The sequence below is a fragment of the Exiguobacterium sp. ZWU0009 genome, assembly GCF_000798935.2.
GTDB lineage: Bacteria > Bacillota > Bacilli > Exiguobacteriales > Exiguobacteriaceae > Exiguobacterium_A > Exiguobacterium_A acetylicum.
Window position 1 is genome coordinate 2,371,371 of record NZ_CP018057.1, and the last position, 22,750, is coordinate 2,394,120.

22 protein-coding genes are annotated in these 22,750 nt (G+C 46.5%); 9 read left to right on the top strand and 13 right to left on the bottom strand.

Annotated elements, in window-relative coordinates; all coding sequences use genetic code 11:
• Positions 1–87: 87 nt before the first annotated feature.
• From accA to dnaE, 4 genes are all read right to left on the bottom strand, one after another.
• The gene (gene accA, locus L985_RS12415) at positions 88–1,023 is read right to left on the bottom strand and encodes an acetyl-CoA carboxylase carboxyl transferase subunit alpha (protein ID WP_023469039.1); all 936 of its coding nucleotides are present in this window, start codon (positions 1,021–1,023) and stop codon (positions 88–90) included.
• Complete coding sequence (gene accD, locus L985_RS12420; protein ID WP_023469040.1) at positions 1,010–1,870, bottom strand: acetyl-CoA carboxylase, carboxyltransferase subunit beta; 861 nt, start codon at positions 1,868–1,870, stop codon at positions 1,010–1,012. The genes accA and accD overlap by 14 nt, the downstream gene beginning before the upstream one ends.
• Positions 1,871–1,891: 21 nt before the next feature.
• Positions 1,892–2,410: a FadR/GntR family transcriptional regulator gene (locus L985_RS12425; protein ID WP_029342337.1), complete on the bottom strand. Its 519-nt coding sequence runs from the start codon at positions 2,408–2,410 to the stop codon at positions 1,892–1,894.
• Positions 2,411–2,512: 102 nt separating this feature from the next.
• A complete protein-coding gene (gene dnaE / locus L985_RS12430; RefSeq protein ID WP_047393538.1) occupies positions 2,513–5,674 on the bottom strand; it encodes a DNA polymerase III subunit alpha in 3,162 nt (1,053 codons plus the stop codon).
• A 146-nt stretch (positions 5,675–5,820) separates the two neighbouring features.
• Between dnaE and L985_RS12435 the strand changes: the two genes are divergently transcribed.
• Entirely contained in the window at positions 5,821–6,015 is a 195-nt protein-coding gene (locus L985_RS12435; protein ID WP_023469043.1) for a YtzJ family protein, read from the top strand.
• A 65-nt stretch (positions 6,016–6,080) separates the two neighbouring features.
• Here the strand turns inward: L985_RS12435 and L985_RS12440 are convergent, their stop codons facing one another.
• Positions 6,081–7,016, bottom strand: a complete 936-nt coding sequence (locus L985_RS12440) for a DHH family phosphoesterase (protein ID WP_047393535.1) — start codon at positions 7,014–7,016, stop codon at positions 6,081–6,083.
• Between the two features lie 63 nt (positions 7,017–7,079).
• Here L985_RS12440 and L985_RS12445 point away from each other — a divergent pair, with 63 nt between their 5' ends.
• On the top strand, positions 7,080–7,388 hold the full coding sequence (locus tag L985_RS12445; RefSeq protein ID WP_023469045.1) for a YtpI family protein: 309 nt from the start codon (positions 7,080–7,082) through the stop codon (positions 7,386–7,388).
• A 51-nt stretch (positions 7,389–7,439) separates the two neighbouring features.
• Here the strand turns inward: L985_RS12445 and L985_RS12450 are convergent, their stop codons facing one another.
• Entirely contained in the window at positions 7,440–8,750 is a 1,311-nt protein-coding gene (locus tag L985_RS12450; RefSeq protein WP_023469046.1) for a DRTGG domain-containing protein, read from the bottom strand.
• Between the two features lie 155 nt (positions 8,751–8,905).
• On the opposite strand from L985_RS12450, the gene L985_RS12455 reads away from it, so the two are divergent.
• Complete coding sequence (locus L985_RS12455; RefSeq protein WP_047393533.1) at positions 8,906–10,009, top strand: M24 family metallopeptidase; 1,104 nt, start codon at positions 8,906–8,908, stop codon at positions 10,007–10,009.
• Positions 10,010–10,054: 45 nt separating this feature from the next.
• Here L985_RS12455 and L985_RS12460 read toward each other — a convergent pair whose 3' ends face one another.
• On the bottom strand, positions 10,055–10,780 hold the full coding sequence (locus tag L985_RS12460; protein WP_047393531.1) for an SDR family oxidoreductase: 726 nt from the start codon (positions 10,778–10,780) through the stop codon (positions 10,055–10,057).
• 154 nt (positions 10,781–10,934) lie between these two features.
• On the opposite strand from L985_RS12460, the gene L985_RS12465 reads away from it, so the two are divergent.
• Positions 10,935–11,372: a universal stress protein gene (locus tag L985_RS12465; protein ID WP_029342342.1), complete on the top strand. Its 438-nt coding sequence runs from the start codon at positions 10,935–10,937 to the stop codon at positions 11,370–11,372.
• Positions 11,373–11,482: 110 nt separating this feature from the next.
• On the opposite strand, the gene L985_RS12470 is transcribed toward L985_RS12465, so the two are convergent.
• The 4 genes from L985_RS12470 to tpx all read right to left on the bottom strand — a co-directional run bounded on the left by L985_RS12470 (position 11,483) and on the right by tpx (position 15,233).
• Entirely contained in the window at positions 11,483–12,088 is a 606-nt protein-coding gene (locus tag L985_RS12470; RefSeq protein ID WP_029342343.1) for a 3D domain-containing protein, read from the bottom strand.
• Positions 12,089–12,394: 306 nt separating this feature from the next.
• Complete coding sequence (locus L985_RS12475) at positions 12,395–13,606, bottom strand: acetate kinase (protein WP_047393528.1); 1,212 nt, start codon at positions 13,604–13,606, stop codon at positions 12,395–12,397.
• Between the two features lie 120 nt (positions 13,607–13,726).
• Positions 13,727–14,635 (bottom strand): class I SAM-dependent methyltransferase, encoded by a 909-nt coding sequence (locus L985_RS12480; protein ID WP_047393526.1) that lies wholly within the window; start codon positions 14,633–14,635, stop codon positions 13,727–13,729.
• 100 nt (positions 14,636–14,735) lie between these two features.
• The gene (gene tpx / locus L985_RS12485) at positions 14,736–15,233 is read right to left on the bottom strand and encodes a thiol peroxidase (RefSeq protein WP_148662037.1); all 498 of its coding nucleotides are present in this window, start codon (positions 15,231–15,233) and stop codon (positions 14,736–14,738) included.
• 165 nt (positions 15,234–15,398) lie between these two features.
• On the opposite strand from tpx, the gene L985_RS12490 reads away from it, so the two are divergent.
• A complete protein-coding gene (locus L985_RS12490; protein WP_023469054.1) occupies positions 15,399–16,214 on the top strand; it encodes an NAD kinase in 816 nt (271 codons plus the stop codon).
• Between the two features lie 93 nt (positions 16,215–16,307).
• Positions 16,308–17,072, top strand: coding sequence for a MerR family transcriptional regulator (locus L985_RS12495; RefSeq protein WP_047393524.1), 765 nt, complete (start codon positions 16,308–16,310; stop codon positions 17,070–17,072).
• On the opposite strand, the gene L985_RS12500 is transcribed toward L985_RS12495, so the two are convergent.
• A complete protein-coding gene (locus L985_RS12500; RefSeq protein ID WP_029342348.1) occupies positions 17,064–18,623 on the bottom strand; it encodes an amidohydrolase in 1,560 nt (519 codons plus the stop codon). The genes L985_RS12495 and L985_RS12500 overlap by 9 nt on opposite strands.
• A 67-nt stretch (positions 18,624–18,690) precedes the next feature.
• A complete protein-coding gene (gene ezrA, locus L985_RS12505; protein ID WP_047393521.1) occupies positions 18,691–20,397 on the bottom strand; it encodes a septation ring formation regulator EzrA in 1,707 nt (568 codons plus the stop codon).
• A 223-nt stretch (positions 20,398–20,620) separates the two neighbouring features.
• Here ezrA and L985_RS12510 point away from each other — a divergent pair, with 223 nt between their 5' ends.
• From L985_RS12510 to L985_RS12520, 3 genes are all read left to right on the top strand, one after another.
• Positions 20,621–21,106 (top strand): GAF domain-containing protein, encoded by a 486-nt coding sequence (locus L985_RS12510; protein WP_023469058.1) that lies wholly within the window; start codon positions 20,621–20,623, stop codon positions 21,104–21,106.
• A 233-nt stretch (positions 21,107–21,339) separates the two neighbouring features.
• Entirely contained in the window at positions 21,340–21,939 is a 600-nt protein-coding gene (gene rpsD, locus L985_RS12515; protein ID WP_023469059.1) for a 30S ribosomal protein S4, read from the top strand.
• Between the two features lie 153 nt (positions 21,940–22,092).
• Positions 22,093–22,620 carry a biotin transporter BioY gene (locus L985_RS12520; RefSeq protein WP_023469060.1) on the top strand — a complete coding sequence of 176 codons (528 nt, stop codon included), beginning with the start codon at positions 22,093–22,095 and terminating at the stop codon, positions 22,618–22,620.
• The last annotated feature ends 130 nt before the right edge of the window (positions 22,621–22,750 follow it).

Here is a 22,750-nt window from a genome sequence, read left to right on the forward strand (position 1 = left end):
AGGGCAGATTGCATAAACTTTCACTTGGTTTTTCATCACCGATTCCGGAAATGAGGAATATCAATCATGATAGCGATTACATGGTGCTTATGTGCCAATTTGGTGATATTTTTCGGTCCGCTGATCGATAAGCTCTTCCTTGGTCAAATGAACCAATGATTCGAGTTTCTGTACCAATACAGTTTTTAATTTATCCGCCTGTAATGACACATCGAGATGTGCGCCTCCGACGACTTCTGGAATGATGGCATCTGCGATCCCGAGTCGTAATAAATCAGGTGCTGTGATCTTCATCGATTCTGCCGCTTTCTCCGCAAGACTTGCATCTTTCCATAACAATGCTGCAGCACCTTCAGGAGAGATAACGGAATACGTTGAATTCTCGAGCATCAAGAGTTGGTCACACACTCCGATTCCTAAAGCACCACCTGATCCACCTTCACCGATGACGATTGAGATGATTGGAACTGTCATGCCAGCCATCTCAAACAGATTTTTCGCGATGGCCTCACTCTGACCACGTTCTTCTGCCGCACGTCCTGGATAAGCCCCTTTCGTGTCGATGAACGTGATGATTGGTCGGTTGAATTTCTCCGCTTGTTGCATGAGACGTAGTGCTTTTCGGTACCCTTCCGGATGTGGCATCCCAAAATTACGACGAATGTTTTCTTTTGTATCTTTTCCGCGTTGATGACCGATGATCGTCACCGGACGACCATTCAATGTTCCAATTCCACCAACGATTGCCGCATCATCATACCCATGACGATCGCCATGCAGCTCGATGAAATCTTCACAAATGGATTCAATGTAATCGAGTGTCGTTGGACGTTCTGGATGACGTGCCAATTGAACACGATTCCACGCTTTCATATTCCCGTAAATATCGAGTTCTAATCGATGAAGGCGTTCTTCAAGAAGTTGGAGTTCTTCCTTGAAGTCTAATCCTTGTGTTTCCGCCATATCATGGAGCTCAAGAATTTTTTCGCGTAACGCGATGACTGGTTGGTCAAATGGTTGCATGGTTCGTTCCCTCCGCATGTAGCTTTAAGATTCGCGTATAGTACGTTTTCAGATCATGTCGTGATACGACATCGTCCAGTTGACCTGCTTGTAATAAGAATTCTGCTGTTTGGAAATCTTCCGGTAGTTTTTCACGTATCGTCTGTTCGATGATCCGTCGACCTGCAAACCCGATCAACGCCCCCGGTTCAGCGATGTTGAAGTCACCGAGCATCGCAAAACTTGCTGATACACCGCCGGTCGTCGGATGAGTCATACAAGAAATATAAAGTAATCCAGCATCTGAATGCTGTTTTAAGAAGAGACTCGATTTCGCCATCTGCATGAGACTAACCATTCCCTCTTGCATCCGTGCTCCACCTGAAGCGGAGAAAATCGTGACAGGTAGACGATGTTTCGTTGCGTAACGAACCGCTTCAGAAATCGCAGCACCAACCGCTGCCCCCATCGAGCCCATCCGGAATCGTGCATCCATGACACAAGCGACGAGTGGGTGACCATTCACATTCCCGACGCCACAGACGATCGCTTCCTCAAGACCCGTTCTGACTTGGTCGCCCTTTAATTTTTCCGGGTAATCTTGAAATCCGAGAGGATCCGCTTGAACTGCCGGTAAGTCGAAATACGTCACCGAACCTTCATCGAATAATTGCGTAAAACGTTCTTGCGCGGTCAACGGATGATGATACCCACATGAACAGACACGTAAGTTCGCCTCCAGTTGTTTCGTATATTGGATTAATTTACATTTCGGACATTTCGTCATTAGGCCAACTGGCACATCGACACGCTGCTCCTTCGAAGTCAGCGTGACGAACTTTTTAGGTTTTCGAAAAAATGCTTGCACGTTCAGTTCCCCCTTGTCATCCTAGGGGCGGTTCAAGAGTTGTTCCCGTTCCGCCTGCGTATAGAGTTCCCCTTGACCGAAGCTTTTATGGAAGGCATTGACTTGTCGCCAGATTCGTTCAAACAAATCGTTATCGACTGTCTGAATCAACGTTTCACGAAACGCAACATCGGATGAAACGACTGGTGCAAGCACCGAAAGGTCATCCAGCTGCGCGAGCGCTGCTTGCTCAAGCAAGCGAAGCGTTCCTGCCAAGTCTTCGAACTTCGAATCGCCAGTCACTAAGAATTGAGCGATGATTTGAATATAGGTATGATCGTCACGATTCAATAGAAAGCTTCCGCCTCCATGTCGTGTCTCGACGATCCCTAAATAAGCGAGCGTCCGTAATGCTTCTCGTACGGACGGTCGACTGATGGATAGTCGTTCTGCCAGTTCCCGTTCTGATGGAATACGGTCTCCTGGAACTAATCCATCTTGTTCGATCATCAATTTAATCGCCGCGATATTGGCTTCAAACGCATTTCGTTTCTTCTCCATATCGATACGGCACCACCTTTCTGACCCTTCAGTCGGTTGCTTTAATTGGTGGCATTGGTCAGACCAATTACCCCTTATTATAACAAATCTTATTACCTAGTACTAGTTTGAGCGGGGGACATTTTTCAGGACGACATGATCCTCGCCAAACCGAATACGTAGCCGAGCTAGTAATTCCTCATCATGCTGCACTGCATAAAGCGGCGGTAACGATTTCGTCTCGCGTGAATCCGCGTAGCGAACGACGACTGGAATATCGCCTGGTGCTGCTTCTAGCAACTGTTCGAGTGCGGCCAACTCATTTTTTGATGTTAACTTGACGAACAGCACATCTTGTCCAAGTGGACGGAGACGTTCCAAAATGAACTGACGCTCCCCTTCGCGATCTTGCACCTTTAGTTCAATCAGTAAGACGTTCCCTAAATAAAGCGATCGACGGAATCGTTCATATTGATTCGGGAAGACGACGACCTCTTCATTCGAATACCCGTCGACTGCCTGAATAACTGCCATCGTTTGACCACGTTTCGTCTTGAACTCTCGAATCTGATCAATATAACAGACTAAATAATGTGTTTCCGAGCCGACGCCAAGATCATGGAAATAAGCAGATTCAACCGGAGCTTTCATTGCTGTCGTCAACGGCGAATACGTCAACCAGAACCCAAGCGCTTCCCGTTCTAATCGTGCCCAGTCGGAATCACTTCGTTTCGAGGACTTCTGTGTCCGGCGTTTCCCGAGAATTGCCAACTCGTCTGGAAGTAATGTATTCGACGACTCAGTGAAATATTCGAGTACTTCTTGTTCAGCGAGTCCGCGATCGCCGTGTGTCGCTCGATCTAGCGCACCACTGTAGAGTAACAATTCGATTTTTGCGCGCTCCTTCTTGCCCCATCCGACGTGGGTCAATAGATCAGCAATCGTCGCCGTATGCTTCGACGCGTCCTTTACACGCTCGAATTCTCGCTCAGAAATACCTTTAATCACATGGATACCGAGACGAATTCCTTTGCCCTCTAACGAAGAACGGTAATCCGAAATCCAGACATCCGGCGATAGGACAGGAAGACGTCGTTCACGCATCAATCGGACGAGACGCTCCGGTTGTTCGACCGAGACAAGCAAGAAAATGTGCGGAAAATGCGCTTTGATATATCCAAGGGCATAACTAATTTTTGAATAGGCGACCGCGTGGCTTCGGTTGAATCCATACCCAGCAAATCGCTCGATTTGTTCATAGAGTGATTGTGCGATTGCATCATCGAATCCATTCGACTTTGCTCCTTCGAGAAAACGAACCCGTTCCCGTTCGAGCGAATCCGTACTTTTCTTAGAAATTGCACGCCGTAATAAATCTGCTTGTGCCAGTGTAAATCCAGCCACTCGACGGGTGATTTCCATGACTTGCTCTTGATAGACGATGATGCCATACGTTGGTGAAAGGACGTCTTCTAAAACGGGATGCAACATTTGATAAGGTTGACCGGCTTTTCGTTTCGCGTACAGATCAATGAATTTCATTGGTCCTGGACGATAGAGTGACATCGTTGCTACCAAATCCTCGAACCGATTTGGTTTGACTTCGCGTAACGTCTGTTTCATACCTGTCGACTCGAATTGGAAGATATCATCCGTCTCAGCGCGGGCAAAGACTTGGAATGTCGCGCGGTCTTCTTCCGGAATTTGCGTGAGCGTAAAGGATGGCTGTTCTCGTCGAATCAATTCTTCCATCCGACGCAAACGACTGAGATTTCGTAATCCTAACAAGTCAATTTTCAACAATCCTTGACGTTCCAACGCCTGCATCAAAAACTGCGTCACATAGCGTTCATTTGGTCCCGTTTCAACAGGTGTCGTCTCGACGAGCTGTTCAGATCCAATGACGACGCCAGCCGCGTGAACCGAACGTTGTCGCGGGAGACCCTCGACCGCTTGCGCTAGTTGCAACAGTTGCCGGCGCTTTTCGCTTCCAGAGAACCAGCGATATGTCTGTTTGTTTTGTTCAATCCCTTGTAACGTCGTTGATTTTCCAAGCTGTTTGACTGCAGCATCTAACTCATCCTTCGAAAACTCTAGCGTCCGTCCGACGTCTCGCAAAGCGGCTTTGGCACCGAGCGTCGACAATGTACCGATTTGAGCAACATGATCTTTTCCGTAACGCATCACGAGATCCTCTAATACTTCTTCGCGTCGTTCATCTTCGATATCGATATCGATATCCGGCATCGAAATCCGCTCGGGGTTCAAGAATCGTTCAAATAGTAATCCATATTTCAATGGATCCACCATCGTGATCCCAAGCGCATAGCTGACAAGTGATCCGGCTGCTGAGCCTCGACCGGGTCCAACGAAGATGCCTTTCGCTTTTGCACTACGTACGAGTTCTTCAACGATTAAAAAATAATCGGCAAATCCCGTCTTTTGGATGACTGATAGTTCATAAGCGAGACGTTCACGCGCTTCGTTACTTTCATGACCATGTGCCAGTAACCCTTCCTCAGCACGTTTCCGTAATAACGCATTCGAGTCTTCCGCGACACGCGGCAGTGGACGTTGTTGAAACGGTAATTCCAAGCGTTCAGATGTCGCAGCAAACTGCTCCACCATCGTAATTTCTCGCTCGGTAAAGTCTTCGAGTAACTCTTCCCGGGTCTTTAAATGCATCAGCCGATCTGTCTTTTGGTCTTGGAACGTCGTCGCTTCACCAATCGCACGTATCGCTTGATACGCTGGCGCTTCATCTCGACGAATGTAACGAACAGGATCGACTGGAACAGTCTCAACACCAAGCGCTGCTGCGACTTCGCGGTAACGCGCACGACTCTCTCGTTCGACCGTTGAGCGACTTGAGGTCACACCCATATATGTACGCGCTCCTTGAACATGTCCCATCCATTGAACGAAGGAACGACGTAGACGCGTCGCATCTTCAGAGGCTTGACGCAGTGGCACGAGCACCGCGATCAGTGATGAAACTTCAGTCTCCCCTTGTTGACTGGCTAGTCGATACAGTTGACGCAGTCCATCAGAAGAAAAAGCAAACCATAAGATACAAAATTCTTCTTCTTCGATTCGTTGCTCCCATCCGACAATCGGTTGCATATTTCGACGCTGACATGCATCGATGAATGCGGGAACTCCTGTTAATGTCGTCTCACAGATGACGGCTCGTCCGATGTGTCGACGTACTAGTTCATCGAGATACGGCTCGATTCGAACTAAACTCTGCAATGGACTAAACTTCGTCCGAACATTTATATGCATCTTCCATTCTCCTTTCTCTTCTGATGGATGTTTTTAAAAGTTTTCAGAACATTCATATCTAACTGACTCAAGTACTCGCCATCTGATTTATTATTCGCTACAATAAGTATAGAAATATCATGACGGGTACGGAAGGAGCGTTTCTCATGATTTTGAATCGCAGTCAAATCGCACGTGAAAAAGTCGAACAACTAAAGCTCGGTGTTACCGCTTTTACTGAAACGGAAGAAATCGCTGAGAAGATTCGCAAATCTGTCGCTGAACTTCAACTGAATGTCATTGAAGATCACACAGATCGTGGCGTTTGGTTCATTCCGCAAGACGAAACAAAGACGCAATAAGCGTAAAAAGGCTGTTCGCTTCGCTTCCTCAATGAGAGGAGTGAGACCGAGCAGCCTTTTTCCATTTAAAACTGGAAGTTAGCAGCGACCTCATCCAGACGACGGATGACACGTTCGACTTCACTCAACTGTCCAATCGTTGCACCAGACGCCATCGGATGTCCACCACCATTGAATTCTTTTGCTACTTCATTGATGACAGGACCCTTCGAACGAATCCGGACACGGACTTCCTTGTCCGTTTCAAGGAATAACGCCCAACACTTCATTCCTTTTAAACCAGCAAAACTATTGACGAGTAACGATGCTTGCTCAACCGTCGCCCCAAACTGCTTCAATGTATCTTGTGTCAAAACGACATAACCGGCACCTTGATCCGTCAATTGAATATGTTGTAGGACGTATCCTTGTAAGTGAAGCGCCGCAAGTTCTGTTTCGTACATATTGCGATACAACCAGTCCGTATCGATTCCTGCATCAATCAATTGCGCTGCGACTTCAAATGTTCGTTTCGTCGTACCACGGAATTGAAAACGTCCCGTGTCACCGACGATCCCAGCGTAGAATTGAATGGCAGCTGATGCTGGAATCTCATATCCCCATTCATTCAATAAATGAACGAGCAGTTCCGATGTCGAACTCATCGTCGTATCGACGAGCTGCACGGGCGCGTATGGATCTTCATCCGGATGATGGTCGATTTTAATGACATCTTTTCCTGTCATCGCAACTTTTCCATCGATCCGCGCTTGGTTCGCCGTATCCAGAATCACGACTAACGCCTTTTTATACAACACGTCATCGATTTGATCGAGCTCCCCCATGAATGACAGTGATGCCGCCATCTCACCTGCTGACAAAACTGTTTTTTCAGGAAACTGATGTTGTAATGTTAATTGTAAACCGAATTGACTACCGAGTGCATCGGGATCTGGCCGTTCATGACGATGAATAATGATCGTATCTGCCGCTTCAATCATTTGTTTGATTTGCTCTTTCACTGTGCACAGCTCCTCTAATCTTGATATGATACTAGATGAAGACAAAAAGGAGGTCCTTTTAACATGCAATTCATCCTCATCGCCCTCATCGTTTTCTCGCTTGGTGGGTATTTGTTAGCAAAACGCCGCGCGTTCCATACGAAAAGCACGAACCGAAAATACTTGTTCAATACGCAAGCGAGCATTTGGTTGAGCTTGTTCGTCATCCTATTCGCCGTCAACCAGTTCGTTTCCGGGAACGGATTAACGACACTCGTTGGGAAAATCGTTTGTTCCATTTTAATCATCGTCGGTGTTGCTTCATTCATCGCCGGATTCATCCGTTACAAAAAGATTTATCCGTATGTCGTCCGCGAGATGGAGCAATCCTGAGCTAGATTCAGAGGAACCGAAGTCAGTTGACTTCGGTTCTTTTTGATTCATTTAACGATCGATGAGTTGGGATGTCACGAGTGCCTTCGCAACAATTTGTGTCCCTTGATACATTTCGACATCGACTTTCCCGAATTTTCGACCGACGTCAAAGACATTCGCCCGGATCGTTACCGTGCTCTCGATTTGAACAGGTTTAATGAAGTAGATGCTGACATTTTCAATGACAAGGTCACCTTTTTTCATATGGCGTAACATTCGCGTCGCTCCTTCGACTAGAAGCGTCGTCAACACCCCACTCGAAGCAGTCCCCATGAAGTTCGTCATTTGCGGCGAGACCTCAAGCGATAAGTACGGTCCCCGTTCGTCCTCCGCCGCCTTGATTTGCCCCGTGATTAGATCGTCGAACGTCTCTCCGACTTGTGGTTGACGATTCGCGAGTTGCAGTGCCTTGAGGACGTCTTGCCGACTAATGATCCCGAGCAATCGACCGTATTGGTCGATGACCGGTAGCATCTCGATTCCTTCCCAGACCATCTGATGCGCGGAATTCGTGACACTCGTTCGAATACCGACCGTGATCGGGTGACGGGTCATGACTTTTTCAACAGCCCAGTCATGTGGACGGTCAATGATGTCCTTCGCTGTCACGACACCGACGACCTTCATTTGTTCATCGATGACGGGATAACGATTGTGTTTCGTCTGCTCATTTAACTCATGCCAGCGTGAAATGGGATCCGTCGTCTGTAAATAGAACGTGTCATGCAACGGAATTAAAATATCCGAGACGAGTAAAATCTCCTTTTTGATCAATCGATCATAAATCGCACGGTTGATCATCGTCGCAACCGTGAACGTATCATATGACGTCGAAATGATCGGTAACTCCATCTCATCCGCCAATCGCTTCGCATCTTCTGTCGTATCGAAGCCACCGGTAATCAATACAGCAGCCCCTGCTTCAAGCACGAGCTCATGTGCTTTTTCGCGGTTTCCGATGATGACGAGACTATCGACATCGATGTAGCGCATCATGGCTTCGAGCTTCATTGCGCCAATGACGAATTTCGTCAACGTCTTGTGTAATCCATTTCGACCACCGAGCACCTGACCATCGACGATGTTCACGACTTCCGCGAATGTCAGCTTCTCGATATTTTCTTTTTGTTTCTTTTTAATCCGAATCGTTCCGACTCGCTCGATCGTCGAGACGAACCCTAAATTTTCTGCTTCCTTGATGGCGCGATAAGCCGTCCCCTCGGATACGGTCAAATCCTTCGCGATTTGTCGGACGGAAATCTTTGTTCCGACATCAAGATCTTCGATGTGTCGAATGATCTGTTCGTGTTTCGTAGGCATACTGTATCCCTTCTTTTCCTTTTTTCTACTCTCCTGTCATTATACTGTACTACTCTAAAGATGAAAACGTGTACTAGTCTGATTTACGATAAATGTTTTTCGAACCGGACGATGATATACTTATGTAGAAAATGAGTAGAGAGGTGGAATCATATATGCGCGAACGTACGAACCAAATCAGTGAATTCTTGAAAGAACAAGGAATCGACTTAGCCGTCGTCACTTCGAAGGCAAACGTCTTTTATTTCTCAGGAGTCTACGCTGAACCACACGAACGTGTCATGGCGGTCCTCGTCGATGTAACCGGTAAACATGTATTATTCTGTCCGGCACTCGAAGCAAGTATCGTTGCAGCGAGCCCTTGGGAAGGAGACGTCGTGACGTATGAGGATCACGAAAACCCGTTTGATCGATTAGCAGAATTATTCGCGACATTCGAACACTCGAATAACCGGATTGGTATCGAAGGGGAACATATGACGTTCAGCCGCTATCAGGAGTTAAGTTCACGTCTTGAGAACGCAGCGATTCTCGATATCGGTGCGTCGCTACAAGGACTGCGCTTGAAAAAAACACCGGACGAAATCACTATTCTTCAAGAAGCAGCACAACTTGCGGACGAAGCAATCAAAATCGGTAAACAAGCGATTCGCCCGGGGATCACGGAAATCGAAGTCATTGCGGAAATCGAATATGAAATGAAGAAAAAAGGCGTCCGCGAGATGTCATTTGATACGCTTGTTTTATTTGGTGCAAACAGTGCTGATCCGCACGGTGTACCCGGCGACCGTGTCATCCAAGAAGGCGACTTCGTCTTATTTGACCTCGGCGTCGTTTGGAAAGGCTACTGTTCCGATATTACACGGACCTTCGTTTACGGCGAAGCGAACGAAGAACAGAAAAAAATCTATGAAACGGTTCGCCAAGCACTTGAAGCCGCGACAGAAGCAAGCCAGATCGGCACGACACTCGGTTCGTTAGATAAGGCAGCTCGTGACGTCATCACAGAAGCTGGTTACGGGCAGTACTTCACGCACCGTGTCGGTCACGGACTCGGAATCGAGGTTCATGAATTCCCGTCTCTCGCGTCAAACAACCTACTGACGGCTGAAGCTGGTATCGTCTACACACTCGAACCAGGCATTTATGTTCCAGGTGTCGGTGGCGTCCGCATCGAGGATGATATTCATCTCACTGCGGAAGGTCCAGTTGCGTTAACTCGCACACCAAAACACCTTCAATCCATTCCTTCATCTTAACTCAAGAAAAACACCTAATCCATCGCTTGGATTAGGTGTTTTTGCTTACTTACGGGATTGATGGATGACATTGACGCCACCTGTTACATCGAGAATTGCTCCCGTGATCATACTCGATTCTTCTGCCAGCAAGAAGGAGATCGCGCGAGCGATGTCTTCTCCGACACCCGTTCTTCCGACAGGCGTCGCCTCATCATGCTCCGCTTCTGAAATCTGTTTCGTCTTATTGTCTCCGACGATGTTTCCTGGGTTGACCATGTTGACCGTGATGCCATGTTCCGCTTCTTCAAGCGCTACACTCTTCGTCAAACTCACCATCCCGCTTTTAGCAGCAGCGAACGCCGCCCGGCATACCCATCCCGGCGCTGTTGCACTCTCTGGAAAGCCATACGTAATGATTCGACCATAAGATTGCTTACGCATGACGGGTAACACTTGACGTAACAGCCAAAAACTAGCCGTCAGATTCCCGGTGATCACTTCATTCCATTCCTGATCGGTGTAATCTACTAACGCTTTTCGTTCAAATATATAAGGTCCTGCATTAAGTATCAACGCATCAATCCGACCTTGCTCGTTGATTGCTTGTTGGGTTGCGCGTTCCAATTCTTCTTGATTCGTCACATCCGCTTGAATCGTCATGAGGTTCGGATGTGTAAATTCGGGTTCGGAACGATGGAACGCTGTCACTTTCCAACCTTCTTCCAGTAACTGGCGCGTTACTCGTTCTCCCAGTCCTTTTGTACCTGCTGTAATTAACGCGTGCCTCATCTTGGCATCGCCCCCTTTCACTGACTCCATCTTACGACGGAACGGAAAGGAAGGACAATTTTTAGAACTCACTGAATGTTTCATCCGCTCCCAGTAAGAGAATGGTATAATTAGGGTGTACTCATCATATCGATTACGAAGGGATGGATTCATCATGGCAATCGTCTATCATAATGTACTTGTAGCAGTAGATGGCTCAAAAGAGGCAGAACGTGCCTTCGAGACGGCAATCGATGTTTCATTGCGAAATGATGCAAAATTGATCATCGCACACGTCATTGATACACGGACATTCGCAACGGTAGAAGCATATGACCGCACCATCACGGAGCGTGCCGAATCTTACGCGAAGGAATTGCTAGACGAATACGTCAAGACCGCTCAAGATCGCGGTGTACAGGAAGTCGAAGTAGCGATTGAATACGGCTCACCGAAAGTAACGATCGCCAAAAAGCTTGCCCCTAATCACGATGCCGATTTAATCATCTGTGGCGCAACTGGTTTAAACGCTGTTGAGCGTTTCTTCATCGGTAGTGTCTCTGAAAGCATTACGCGTTACGCAAAATGTGACGTTTTGATCGTCCGTTTATGAACCACTCTTCACCAAAAAGCCTCGCTTCCTTCATTTCAAAGGAAGCGAGGCTTTTTTGACGACCTACTTAATCAAAAAAAACCATCGAACCAATGTCCGATGGTTTAAAATCATTTGTATTTTACTGTGACCGTACGACGACCCCAGTTGAATGCTTCTGAACGAGAGTAGTAAAGGATATCCAGCTTCTTGCCTTTGATGGCACCGCCAGTATCAGCGGCTGTATACGTTCCTTTTAATTTCCCTTTGTAATACACTTTCACTGTCGAACGAAGTGGAATGACACGTGGATCAACCGCTACGACTTTCTTTTTCGAGCTTTTGATGTTCCAACCGATTGCTGTCAGATTACCACTACCTGGATCATACGGCGTGTAAGCTGTTGCGCTTACGTTCGTGATTGTTTTCCAACCACCTGTCGATTGTTTTTTCGAACTGCTTGACGTCACGACTTTCGAGTAGCTTGCGCTAAGGTAAGCTGTTTTACCTTTGTAACTTACTTTATACCAGTTACCTGTTTTTGCTTTGTACGATAACGTTTGGTTCTTATATAGAAGACCGAGCTTTTTCGAAGAAGTAGTAGCTTTCTGACGAATGACTAGGCTATCGACTGTTGACTTGACGCTTTTCTTAGTTGCAGCCTCTGCTTGAAGACCTGCGAACGAACTGAGTGCTAACACGACCGTTAAAACACTTGCGAGCATCCGTTTCATCATGTATTTTCTCCTCCATCATTGTTTCGTGTTTGTTAACTGAGATTAATATACATGACAAAACGAAGTAGTGCCGTTACATATAGACCACAAAAATATGTCTGTACTATTACTTTTATGTTACAAAAGACTCATTTTTTTAAGAAATCGATCATTTTTGGGTTTATTTTTACAAAGATGACGATTCATTTTTCGTTATATGACAAACACCGTAACAATAGATCGTATGTTCGTATATTCTATTTCTTAGATTTTATAAAAAAAGACTGAATCGTTGGAATAACGACTCAGTCTTTTTGATTGAAACGATTATGCGTTTTGAGCAACTAATCCACCAACACGAACCGTGTCGCGTGCAATCATCAATTCCTCATTCGTTGGAATGATGATGACTTTAACTGGTGAGTGTGGGTAGTTAATGAAGAGTTCTTCTCCACGAGCTCCAGTGTTGAGTGATGGATCCCAGTACACGCCCATGAATTCAAGACCACGTAAGACACGCTCACGGATTGAATCTGAGTTTTCTCCGACGCCCGCTGTGAAGATGATCGCATCGACACCATTCATCTCAGCAGCGTATTGCCCGATGTAACCGTGGATACGGTTAGCAAAGATACGGAGTGCCATCTCTGAACGATGATTTCCTTCTTTAGCAGCTGTCTGGACATCACGCAAGTCACTTGAGAGACCTGAAAGACCGTAGATTCCAGACTCTTTGTTCATGACGTTCAAGACGTCCTCTGCTGTTTTCCCTGTTTTCTCCATCAAGAATGGAATCAACGCTGGGTCAAGCGAACCAGAACGTGTTCCCATTGTGATCCCTTCAAGCGGTGTGAAGCCCATTGTCGTATCGATTGATTCGCCACCCGAAACTGCTGCGATCGATGCTCCGCTACCTAAGTGACATGAAATCAAACGGAGGTCTTTTAACGGACGACCGAGTAATTCAGATGCACGTTCCGTAACGTATTTGTGGCTCGTACCGTGGAAACCATATTTACGGATGCCGTATTCTGTATAGTAATCATACGGCAAGCTGTAAAGGAAGTTTTCTTCTGGCATCGTTTGGTGGAACGCCGTATCGAAGACTGCCACTTGTGGTACTTCCGGAAGCAATGCTTGGAATGCCCGGATTCCGATCAAGTTTGGTGGAATGTGAAGTGGTCCGAGTTCTGTGTACGACTCGATATCGTGCATGACTTCATCTGTAATCAATACAGAGTCTGCATATTTTTCTTTACCATGAAGCACACGGTGTCCAACACCTTTAATCTCATCGTAAGACGAGATGATTCCGAACTCCATCAATTTTTCGAGTGACAACTCGACTGCTTCTTTATGTGTTGCAAGTGGGAGGACATCTGTATACTTTTGTCCTTCACCATATTTAATCGTAAAGATTGCATCGTCTTTACCAACGCGTTCAACGAGTCCGACTGCAATCATCGTTTCGTTCGGCATTTCGAGCAATTGGAACTTCAAAGACGAACTACCTGCGTTTACCGCCATAATTTTTGCCATGATTTTTCCCCTTTTCCATTTGAATCCAATGAACATTCACATCTGTTTAGGTTTTCTTCTATTTCTGTTCTACAACTAGAATAGTCAAATTAACGACAGATTTCAATCACTTTGCGTAATTCATTTTAATTCTGTGTTAATCCATTCATCAATCTGTTTCACCATACCACCAAAGGCGCGGGCATCTGTGAACGATGGCAACTCAGCAAGCAATGCTTGTTTCGGCATCTTCATACCGGCTAAATGATTACGGACGATCAAATAACTTTTTGCTGCCTGTTCTTGTTTGAACATCGTGAGCGGCAACTGCAAAATACCGATGACATGCGCTTTTGATTCGAAGTACTGTTTCAACTTCCCTTCCGTATCATGCTGGAACAGACCGTTCGGGATAACGAAGACACCGAATCCACCTGGTTTGACGTATTGCATCGCCTGTTCAATCAACAAGAAATGACTATAGCTCATGCCTTCGTCTCGTTTCAAGATGTAAGACGCGGCAGCCTCTTCATCCGGATAATAACCGACAGGAAGATCGGCCATCGCAAGATCAACTGGATCTAACAATAATGGTCGTAACGCATCTTGATGGGTATACGTGACTGGATAGTCGAGTAATTCCGTTACCGCTGCTGATAAACGAATCAATGTCTCATCTACCTCGACCGCCTCAGCGGCTGTACCTGTCGAAAGCTGACTTAAGACAGCATGTAACATGCCACCCGTCCCACTCCCCAACTCAAGTAATCGGATGTCCTCCTTACCTACCAATTTCCCGATTAGATAACCAGCAAACAAAGCGACACTGTCTGGCGTCGGCAAATGGTTCGGTTGCGCTTGTTTCATCCCTTCTAAAATAGCAAGCGACACTGCCTTCCGAATGACCTCTTTATCTACATTTTCAGTATGACGATCGTTCAATCGATCAATCACCGTCGTCAACGCTTCTAAATAGGGCATATCAAGATCACGTTCGATTTGTTTTGTTTGACGTGTTAATTCCTTATATAACTTTTCTAACGGCTCCATGTACGTCATCCTCTCCAAAACGAAACGGCCCCCCGTAGAGCGGGAGCCGTTTCTATCATTAGTTCCATTGTAACGCTTCAGCGGCGTTTGTAAACCATTCTTACTTCGCTTCACGCGCTGCAGCGAGTGCTGCTTCAAAATTAACTTCGTCTGTTGATTCTTCAAGATATTCAACGTACGTGATCTCGTTGTTTGAATCAAGAACGAAAACAGAACGTGCAAGCAGGCGTAATTCTTCGATGGCTACGCCATACTGTGTACCGAATGAAAGATCGCGGTGATCAGACAACGTCACGACTTGATCGAGACCGCTTGATGCGCACCAGCGACGTTGTGCGAACGGAAGGTCGTTTGAAATCGTCATGACCGTCACACCTTCGATTGTTGCTGCTTCTTCATTGAATTTGCGTGTCTGCGCATCACAAACGCCTGTATCGATTGATGGGACAACGCTGATGATTCGAACACCTTGATATGTATCACGTGTTACCGGTGATAAGTCGTTAGCTAACACTTGAAAGTCAGGTGCTGTTTGTCCGACTTGAACTGCTGTACCTTGAAGTGTGATTGGATTTCCTTTAAAAGTTGCCATATGAATTCCCCATTTCCCCTGATTGGATATACTGTATTTTCTATTTAACTATAGGAATGATCTGCGAAGATGGCAAGCATTCTGCCATAATTGATGGACTTCAGTACCCGTCTTTCCAAAAAACAGGTATAATGAAAGAGTTCATGAAACGCTTTCAAGGGGGAATTGACCATGGCTCGAAATAATGTCTACCTGTACTACCGAAATACACAAAGACACGAGACGCAGGTGCGAAAGTTGATTGATGTCGGTACACGATATGGACTGAACGTCGTCCAAGATCACCGACAAGCAAACATCATCGTCTCGATTGGTGGAGATGGGGCTTTCTTGCAAGCGGCACGCTTCACAGGTTTCCGTGATGATGCCATCTATGTTGGATTCGCTGAAGGACCAAACTCGTTCTACTGTGATTTTGATATCAATGATCTTTCGGCGGTCGAAGCGATCTTTAAAGAGACAGGCAACCGTGTCTCGGATGGTGAAATCGAAGTACGTCGTTATCCACTGCTCGAAGCATCCATCAACGGTGGACCACCGATGCTCTGTCTGAACGAATGTTCCGTGAAGTCGAGCATCATCAAATCACTCGCGATCGAAGTCTATATCGATGACTTCCTGTTTGAGACATTCCGCGGGGATGGAATGGTCATCTCAACACCGACGGGCTCTACGGCTTATAATAAGTCACTCTCTGGTGCGATCGTCGATCCATTGATCCACTGTCTTCAAGTCAGCGAAATTGCTTCGGTCAACAACAACCGGTACCGGACACTCGGTTCTGCTTTCCTACTGAACCGTGGACGGAAACTCTCGTTACGCATCATCGAAGACGGAAACGACTATCCGATCATCGGGATGGATAACGAAGCACTCAGTCTCACACGAACAGATTCAGTCGATATCCAACTTTCTGAAAAAGAACTGAAAACCGTCAAACTGACGAATAATACATTTTGGCATAAGATTCAACGCTCGTTCTTATGACAATAAAAAAATCTGCCTCCTCGGGGCAGATTTTTTTATTGCGTCTTCCGTTACGTCACCCCTTATACTCCAATCAAAGGAGGTACACAACTGATGTATTCCACTCAGAAAATTGCCAAACTGACCGGCGTCACAAAACGAACACTCTATCATTATGAGACGATCGGTCTCCTCGTGCCAAAGCGTACCGATGCCGGTCACCGAAGTTACAGCAAGGAAGATCTTTTACGTTTACAACAAATCCTGCTCTATCGTTCACTTGATTTTCCACTGTCAGAAATCCGAAGATTACTCACGCAACCTGATTCCAATCATCATACGACACTGAAAAAGCAGATTGCGCTTCTTCAAGAAAAAGCTTCGCATTATCAAATGCTCGCTCAACTCGCTGAACAGACATTACTCACGTTAAAAGGAGGACTCCCCATGAAAGACGAACAATTATTCCGTGGTTTACGGCATGATGAGATCGTTACGCATGAAAAGCAACATGCAGATGAAGTCCAAAAACACTACGGCGACACCGACGCCTATCGAATCAGTGCAAAAAGACAACAACAACGTACTCCGAATGAGAAAGAACAACTGAGCACCATGCACAAACAGCTCGATCAGCGCTTGACGGTCCTTTACCGTGACGGGCGCATGACTACGGATCCAGACGTTCAACAAGTCGTCAAAGATCAACATGACTTCATCGATACGTACTATTACCCATGCGCATTATCTCTCTTTGCCTCACTCGGTCAGATGTATGTGTCTGACGAACGATTCCGTGCCTATTACGATGCGTATGCCCCTGGACTATCCACGTTCTATTCGGAAGCTATTTCACACTATGCGCAAACATCACACTAACGCGGCTTCCGCCTGATAAACGGTTTTTCCAGCTTGGACCGTCTCGACCAAACGGTTATTTAAGATCGCTTCCCCACGCAGGCGATAGAAGTCTTCTTCAAAGATGACGAAGTCGGCATCATAGCCAGGTAAGAGCAATCCTTTTCGACCATGTGTTTCCGTCGCGAGATGTGGATTTTTCGTAAAGAGCAATAAGGCTTCAAACATCGATAACGTCTCGTTCGTTTTATTGACACGCCCTGCCGTTCCTTCAGTTGCTGCATAAAGCGACCGTCGGACATCGGGGTCAGAGATCGGCGCATCTGCTCCGCCGCACAATAATGCGCCGGTCTCAGCTAACGAACGTAAGCGATAACTCCAGTCTAAGCGGTTCAACCCGAGTCGATCGACGATGAAATCGGCGTCATCCAGTAAAAAGACCGGTTGGACGTCAATCAAGACCGGTAACTTCCGAATTCGCGCAAGCGTTTCTGGTCGGACGACCGTCGCATGAATGATGCGATCTCGTTTCCCTTTTGGCGCAGGATACTTCTCGAGCACCTGTACGAACCGCTCGATCGCTAAATCCCCGATGACGTGTGCCGCGACTGTGAACCCGTAACTACGTGCACGTTTGACGAGTTGCTCGAGTTGTTCTGGCGTATGCACTTCAATACCACGTGTCGTCGGATCATCGGAATAACCACGACCGAGAAGAGCTGTCCGTCCTCCGAGAGCGCCGTCGACGAACAGTTTCATCGCACCAATTGACATCGTTGACGGTAAAGTAGGTTGTTGTTGCACGAACTCATCAATGACAAGATGATGCACGAGCAAATGCGTATGGAAGCCTGTCTCTTGCGTCACTTCCTTATAGGCTTGCAAGATGTCCGCGACATCACCGTGATACGACAAGTCTTCTGTGTGTGCCGCAATGATGCCGTATTGGTATAAGTTCTTAATCGCTGACCGGAGGGACGATTTATTCCGCTCCAAGTTTCCAGCTTGTAACGCATATAAAGGTTCAAGCGCCGCATCGTACAAGAATCCGTCAGCTTCACCATTATCCGATATACCGACCTTTCCACCTTCGATGACAGTCGACGCTTTATATCCGAGCTGTTGGAACAAGACATCGTTGACAAGTGCTGTATGCCGGTCTGTTCGTTTCAACAAGGCAGGTGCATCAGGGAACAACTGATTGAGCCATGCTTTCGTCGGTGCACGATCAAGCTTCGTTTCGTCATAGCCTTCTGCCACATGGATCCCATTGACTGGTTCCGCCTTGAGAAAAGCTTGCCCTAACGCTTCAAGCGTCGTATAACGCGAGGCATCGACACGATTGATCGCTTCCCCGTAACCGATCAGATGAATATGCGCATCCGTAAAGGCTGGATATACAGCTTTTCCGTTCAAGTCGTGAATCTGATCAATACGTCTACCGAAACGGCGGCGTAGCTTTCCTTCCTCTCCCATCGCGATGATCCGCGTCTTCTCGACGAACATCGCTGAATGGACATCCTCTTCGTGTGCCATCGTTCGAATCAATCCGTTTACGTATAGTGTTCCCATTCCACTCACTCCTCTTTTTACAAAAATAGGGTGACCATGACGGTCACCCTGAATTGTCGATCCTGATTTAAACGTGCAATGTTTCTTCTGGTGCACACGACCGTTTAATACGTTCGATCGCGGCCGGATCGTATTCATTTAGGACACGTTCCGCTAAGACAATCGTTCGTTCATAGTCTCCCGCTAAGAACTTCGTTTCCGCGATCGTCAGCGACATATGTATCTCGTTGTCGTGGCGACGGTACCGGTTCGCATACTGGACGAGCCGTTCGGCATACGTGACTTCGAACACTAATGTATCTAACCGTTCTTGCACATGTTTAAACGTTTCTTGGACGTCTTGACTTTGTGCGACGATCGATCGAACGTTAAACGGTAACTCTTCTAACCGTGTTTCAAGCGTCTGCAGTGAACGATTCGCATTTCGGAGCGCTTCTTCCACCTCAGCCGGTAAGTTCGGTAATCCGAGTCGTTTCAGACGGAGACGTGTCTGCGACAGCTGATGACGCCATTCGACGATTCGTTCGCGAACTTCCGTCTCTTCTTTTCGAAGTGCCTGGAGTTCGACCGTAAAGCGTTCGTACTGAATCATCAACTGTTCTTCGAGGCGAATCGCATCGCGCATCTGATCTTCGAGCATACTGAACGGAATGATTTTTCCGGCAATCGACTCATCGAGATCTTTTGCAGCTTCAAACAGTAGCTCTTCGTCACGCTGGATCGTCTCATAATGAATCCCTAAATCTGCTGAGATTTCATATTTTTCACGTAAGATGCTAAATTCTTGTGCCAATTGATGAATCCGTTCACGCATCCGTAGCGCTTTTTGTTTCAAGAATTGATTTTCTTTTTTCACTTGATGACGCGCATCGACCTCACGACGGAATGTATCATACATTTGATCAACATCGGCCGATAACTGTTGAATCGCCTCTTCCAACCCGTCGACTTCTAGCATTTCGATTTTCTCAGAGAGGCTCAGACGTTGTTCCTCGAACCGTTTGATCTCGGATTGGAGACCGAGTGGTTCAAGTGGGTACCCATCTAACGACATCTCCTTATAGCCCGCTCCAAGCTGATCAATCCGTTGACGCAATTCATGAGCGAGAATCTTCCATTGTTTCGGTACGAGTTCGACGAGTTGACGCGTCGTTGCTACTTCTTGCTCGAGTAACAAGCTTGTTTCATACGCCTTCGTCACTTCACCTGAAGCTTCGTACTGACACATCTCATTCCAGTGCGCGTCGATCTGTTCACTTCGTTCTTCCAGACGCGCAAGCGCCGGACCGAATGAATTCGCTTGAATCAATAATGATTTCCGAACTTGCCCTGAATCGGCTTCCCCTTGCGCTTTCAGTTCGGCTAGAACCGATTGATTCGTTTTGAACGTCGACATCTCGACGAGCATTTCATCGATCAATCCTTCGAGTTCCGCAATCAATTGTTCCGTTACTTCGAGGTCATTCTTGACGGCGATGAACCGATATTTATCGAGCGCTTCCTCCGCCCGGTAAAGGGTCTCATCGATTTGGGCGACGTGGACCGTTAATAACTCTTCCCACGCTTGATGCCAGGAGCTGAACTTCGTCTCCGTCTCACCCGCCATCGGTAGTTGCTTTAAGTCCTGCAACTCCTTTGGAATCGATGCACTGACGATGCCTTGTTTGCGCATATCAAGTTCATCGATTTTCGCGTAGTATTTTTTTCGACTGATCATGCTAAATAGCATGACGAGTAATACGATGACGATGACTCCGATCACCCATGCCCACATTTGTCACGACCTCCACTCTGTCCTACGACTTTAGATTTTCTCTAAATCGCAATAATCTTATCCTTATAATAGTATAGCGCAACCGTTTTGCATAGATTTACAAGGGCTTTTCCTGATTTCTTCCGCTGTTTTGAATCCTTTTTCCAAAAATCAATTGTTTGTCAGCTACGCAAAAACTCGTTAAACTAAAAAAAATACGCTTTTCATGGGAGGAATTTTTATTATGTTCGAAACAAAGACATATGAAGGTGACCGGACGAAACAATATGACATGCTCTCAAAACAACTTGATGCGTTATTAATGGGAGAAGACAATCAAGTTGCGAACTTATCGAATGCGAGCGCGTTGCTCAACCAGTTCCTCGACCGTATCAACTGGGTCGGCTTCTATTTGACGGATACGGAGCAAAACCAACTTGTCCTCGGACCGTTCCAAGGACTTCCAGCATGTGTCCGTATTCCATTCGGTCGTGGTGTCTGCGGAACATCTGCAGCAGAGCAAACGACACAACGAATCGAAGATGTGCATCAGTTCCCAGGTCACATCGCATGTGACGCGGCTTCGAATTCAGAAATCGTCATTCCACTCGTCAAAGACGGACAAACGATCGGTGTCCTCGATATCGACAGCCCAGAATTCAATCGTTTTGACGAAGTCGATCAAGCTGGTCTAGAAGCATTCTGTACGACTCTGCTTCGCCATCTGTAATTCTGATTGACAGTCGATTGTCCACACCGTATACTTGTAAAAGTGCAGAAATGATAACGATAGCGGTCAAATCGCTTACGTATCACATTTCATGACTCGGTGAATAACCGGAGGGGCATCGTGTAACTTTGCTATCAAGCGAGGGTGCCACATCATGAAATGGGCGTAATGTGGGTTTGATGGCGTTATTATTTTTATGCAAATAATAACGAACAATAAGGAGGAGTCTTATTATGGCTCGCTATACAGGTCCAGCTTGGAAACTCTCACGTCGTCTCGGTATCTCACTTACTGAAACAGGAAAAGAAATCGCAAAACGCCCTTACGCACCAGGTCAACACGGTAACAGCCGTCGTAAAGTATCTGAGTACGGTCTTCAACTTCAAGCGAAGCAAACACTTCGTCACATGTACGGAGTAAACGAACGCCAATTCAACCGTATCTTCAACGATGCTGGCAAAATGCCTGGTATCCACGGTGAGAACTTCATGTTCTTACTCGAAGCACGTCTTGATAACGTCGTTTACCGTATGGGTATGGCTCGTACACGTCGTGCTGCTCGTCAGCTCGTCAACCACGGTCACATCCAAGTTGATGGACAACGCGTTGATATCCCATCATTCCGCGTGAAACCAGGTCAAACGATCTCAGTTCGCGAAAAATCGAAGAACTTTGTCGTTATCAAAGAAGCACTCGAAGTTGCTCCAGCAACTAAAGACTTCGTTACTTTCGATGCTGAGAAGCTCGAAGGAACATTCGTCCGTCTTCCAGAGCGTTCTGAATTGAACGATCAAATCCAAGAACAACTCGTCGTCGAGTACTACTCACGTTAATCGATTGTTCCAGCACTCACTTCGGTGGGTGCTTTTTTTATACCTATGACTAAAATGTATACCTGGTCTTAAAAAAAGAGTGACGTCATTTACCTGTTTGTGTTAACCTTTAAATATACATAGTTAACACAAACAGAAAAGAGGACTTTATTCATGAAAACAAGAGATTTAACATTCATTGCCCTTGGTGCTGCCATCATCGCAGCCGTCAGTTCTTTGCCACAGATTCAACTTGTCGGTGCCGTTCCGATCACGCTTCAGATGCTCGCGATCATGACGGTCAGCGCAATCCTTGGTGGCAAACGTGGCGGACTCGCTGTCTTGATTTTCTTATTACTCGCAGCAGCTGGTCTACCGGTGCTTGGCGGAAAAGGTGGACTTGCTCCATTCGTCGGACCAACCGTTGGGTACTTGATTGCCTTTCCGATTGCCGGTTTCTTCATCGGTCTTGTTGCAGAAAAAACGCGCCGCTTCGTTCCTCTCTTCATCGGGATGATCGTCTTCGGACTTGGTTTAGTTTACCTGCTTGGCACATTCGGTCTAATGGCTGTACTCGATCTATCGTTCAAAGATGCTTTTGCGATTAACTATCCGTTTGTCCTATGGGATACAATCAAAGCTGTCATCGCCACGACGATTGCCGTTCGCTTGTTACCACTCCGTTTATTCCGAACAGCTTAAAAATACGAGGCTGACCCATAAGTCAATTTATAAAAAGATAAGGGTGGCAGATCATGAGTCTGCCACCCTTATCTCGTAAAAAGAAGAATGACTCGTTGCACGCAACTCCTACAGGAATAAGCGCATTTTT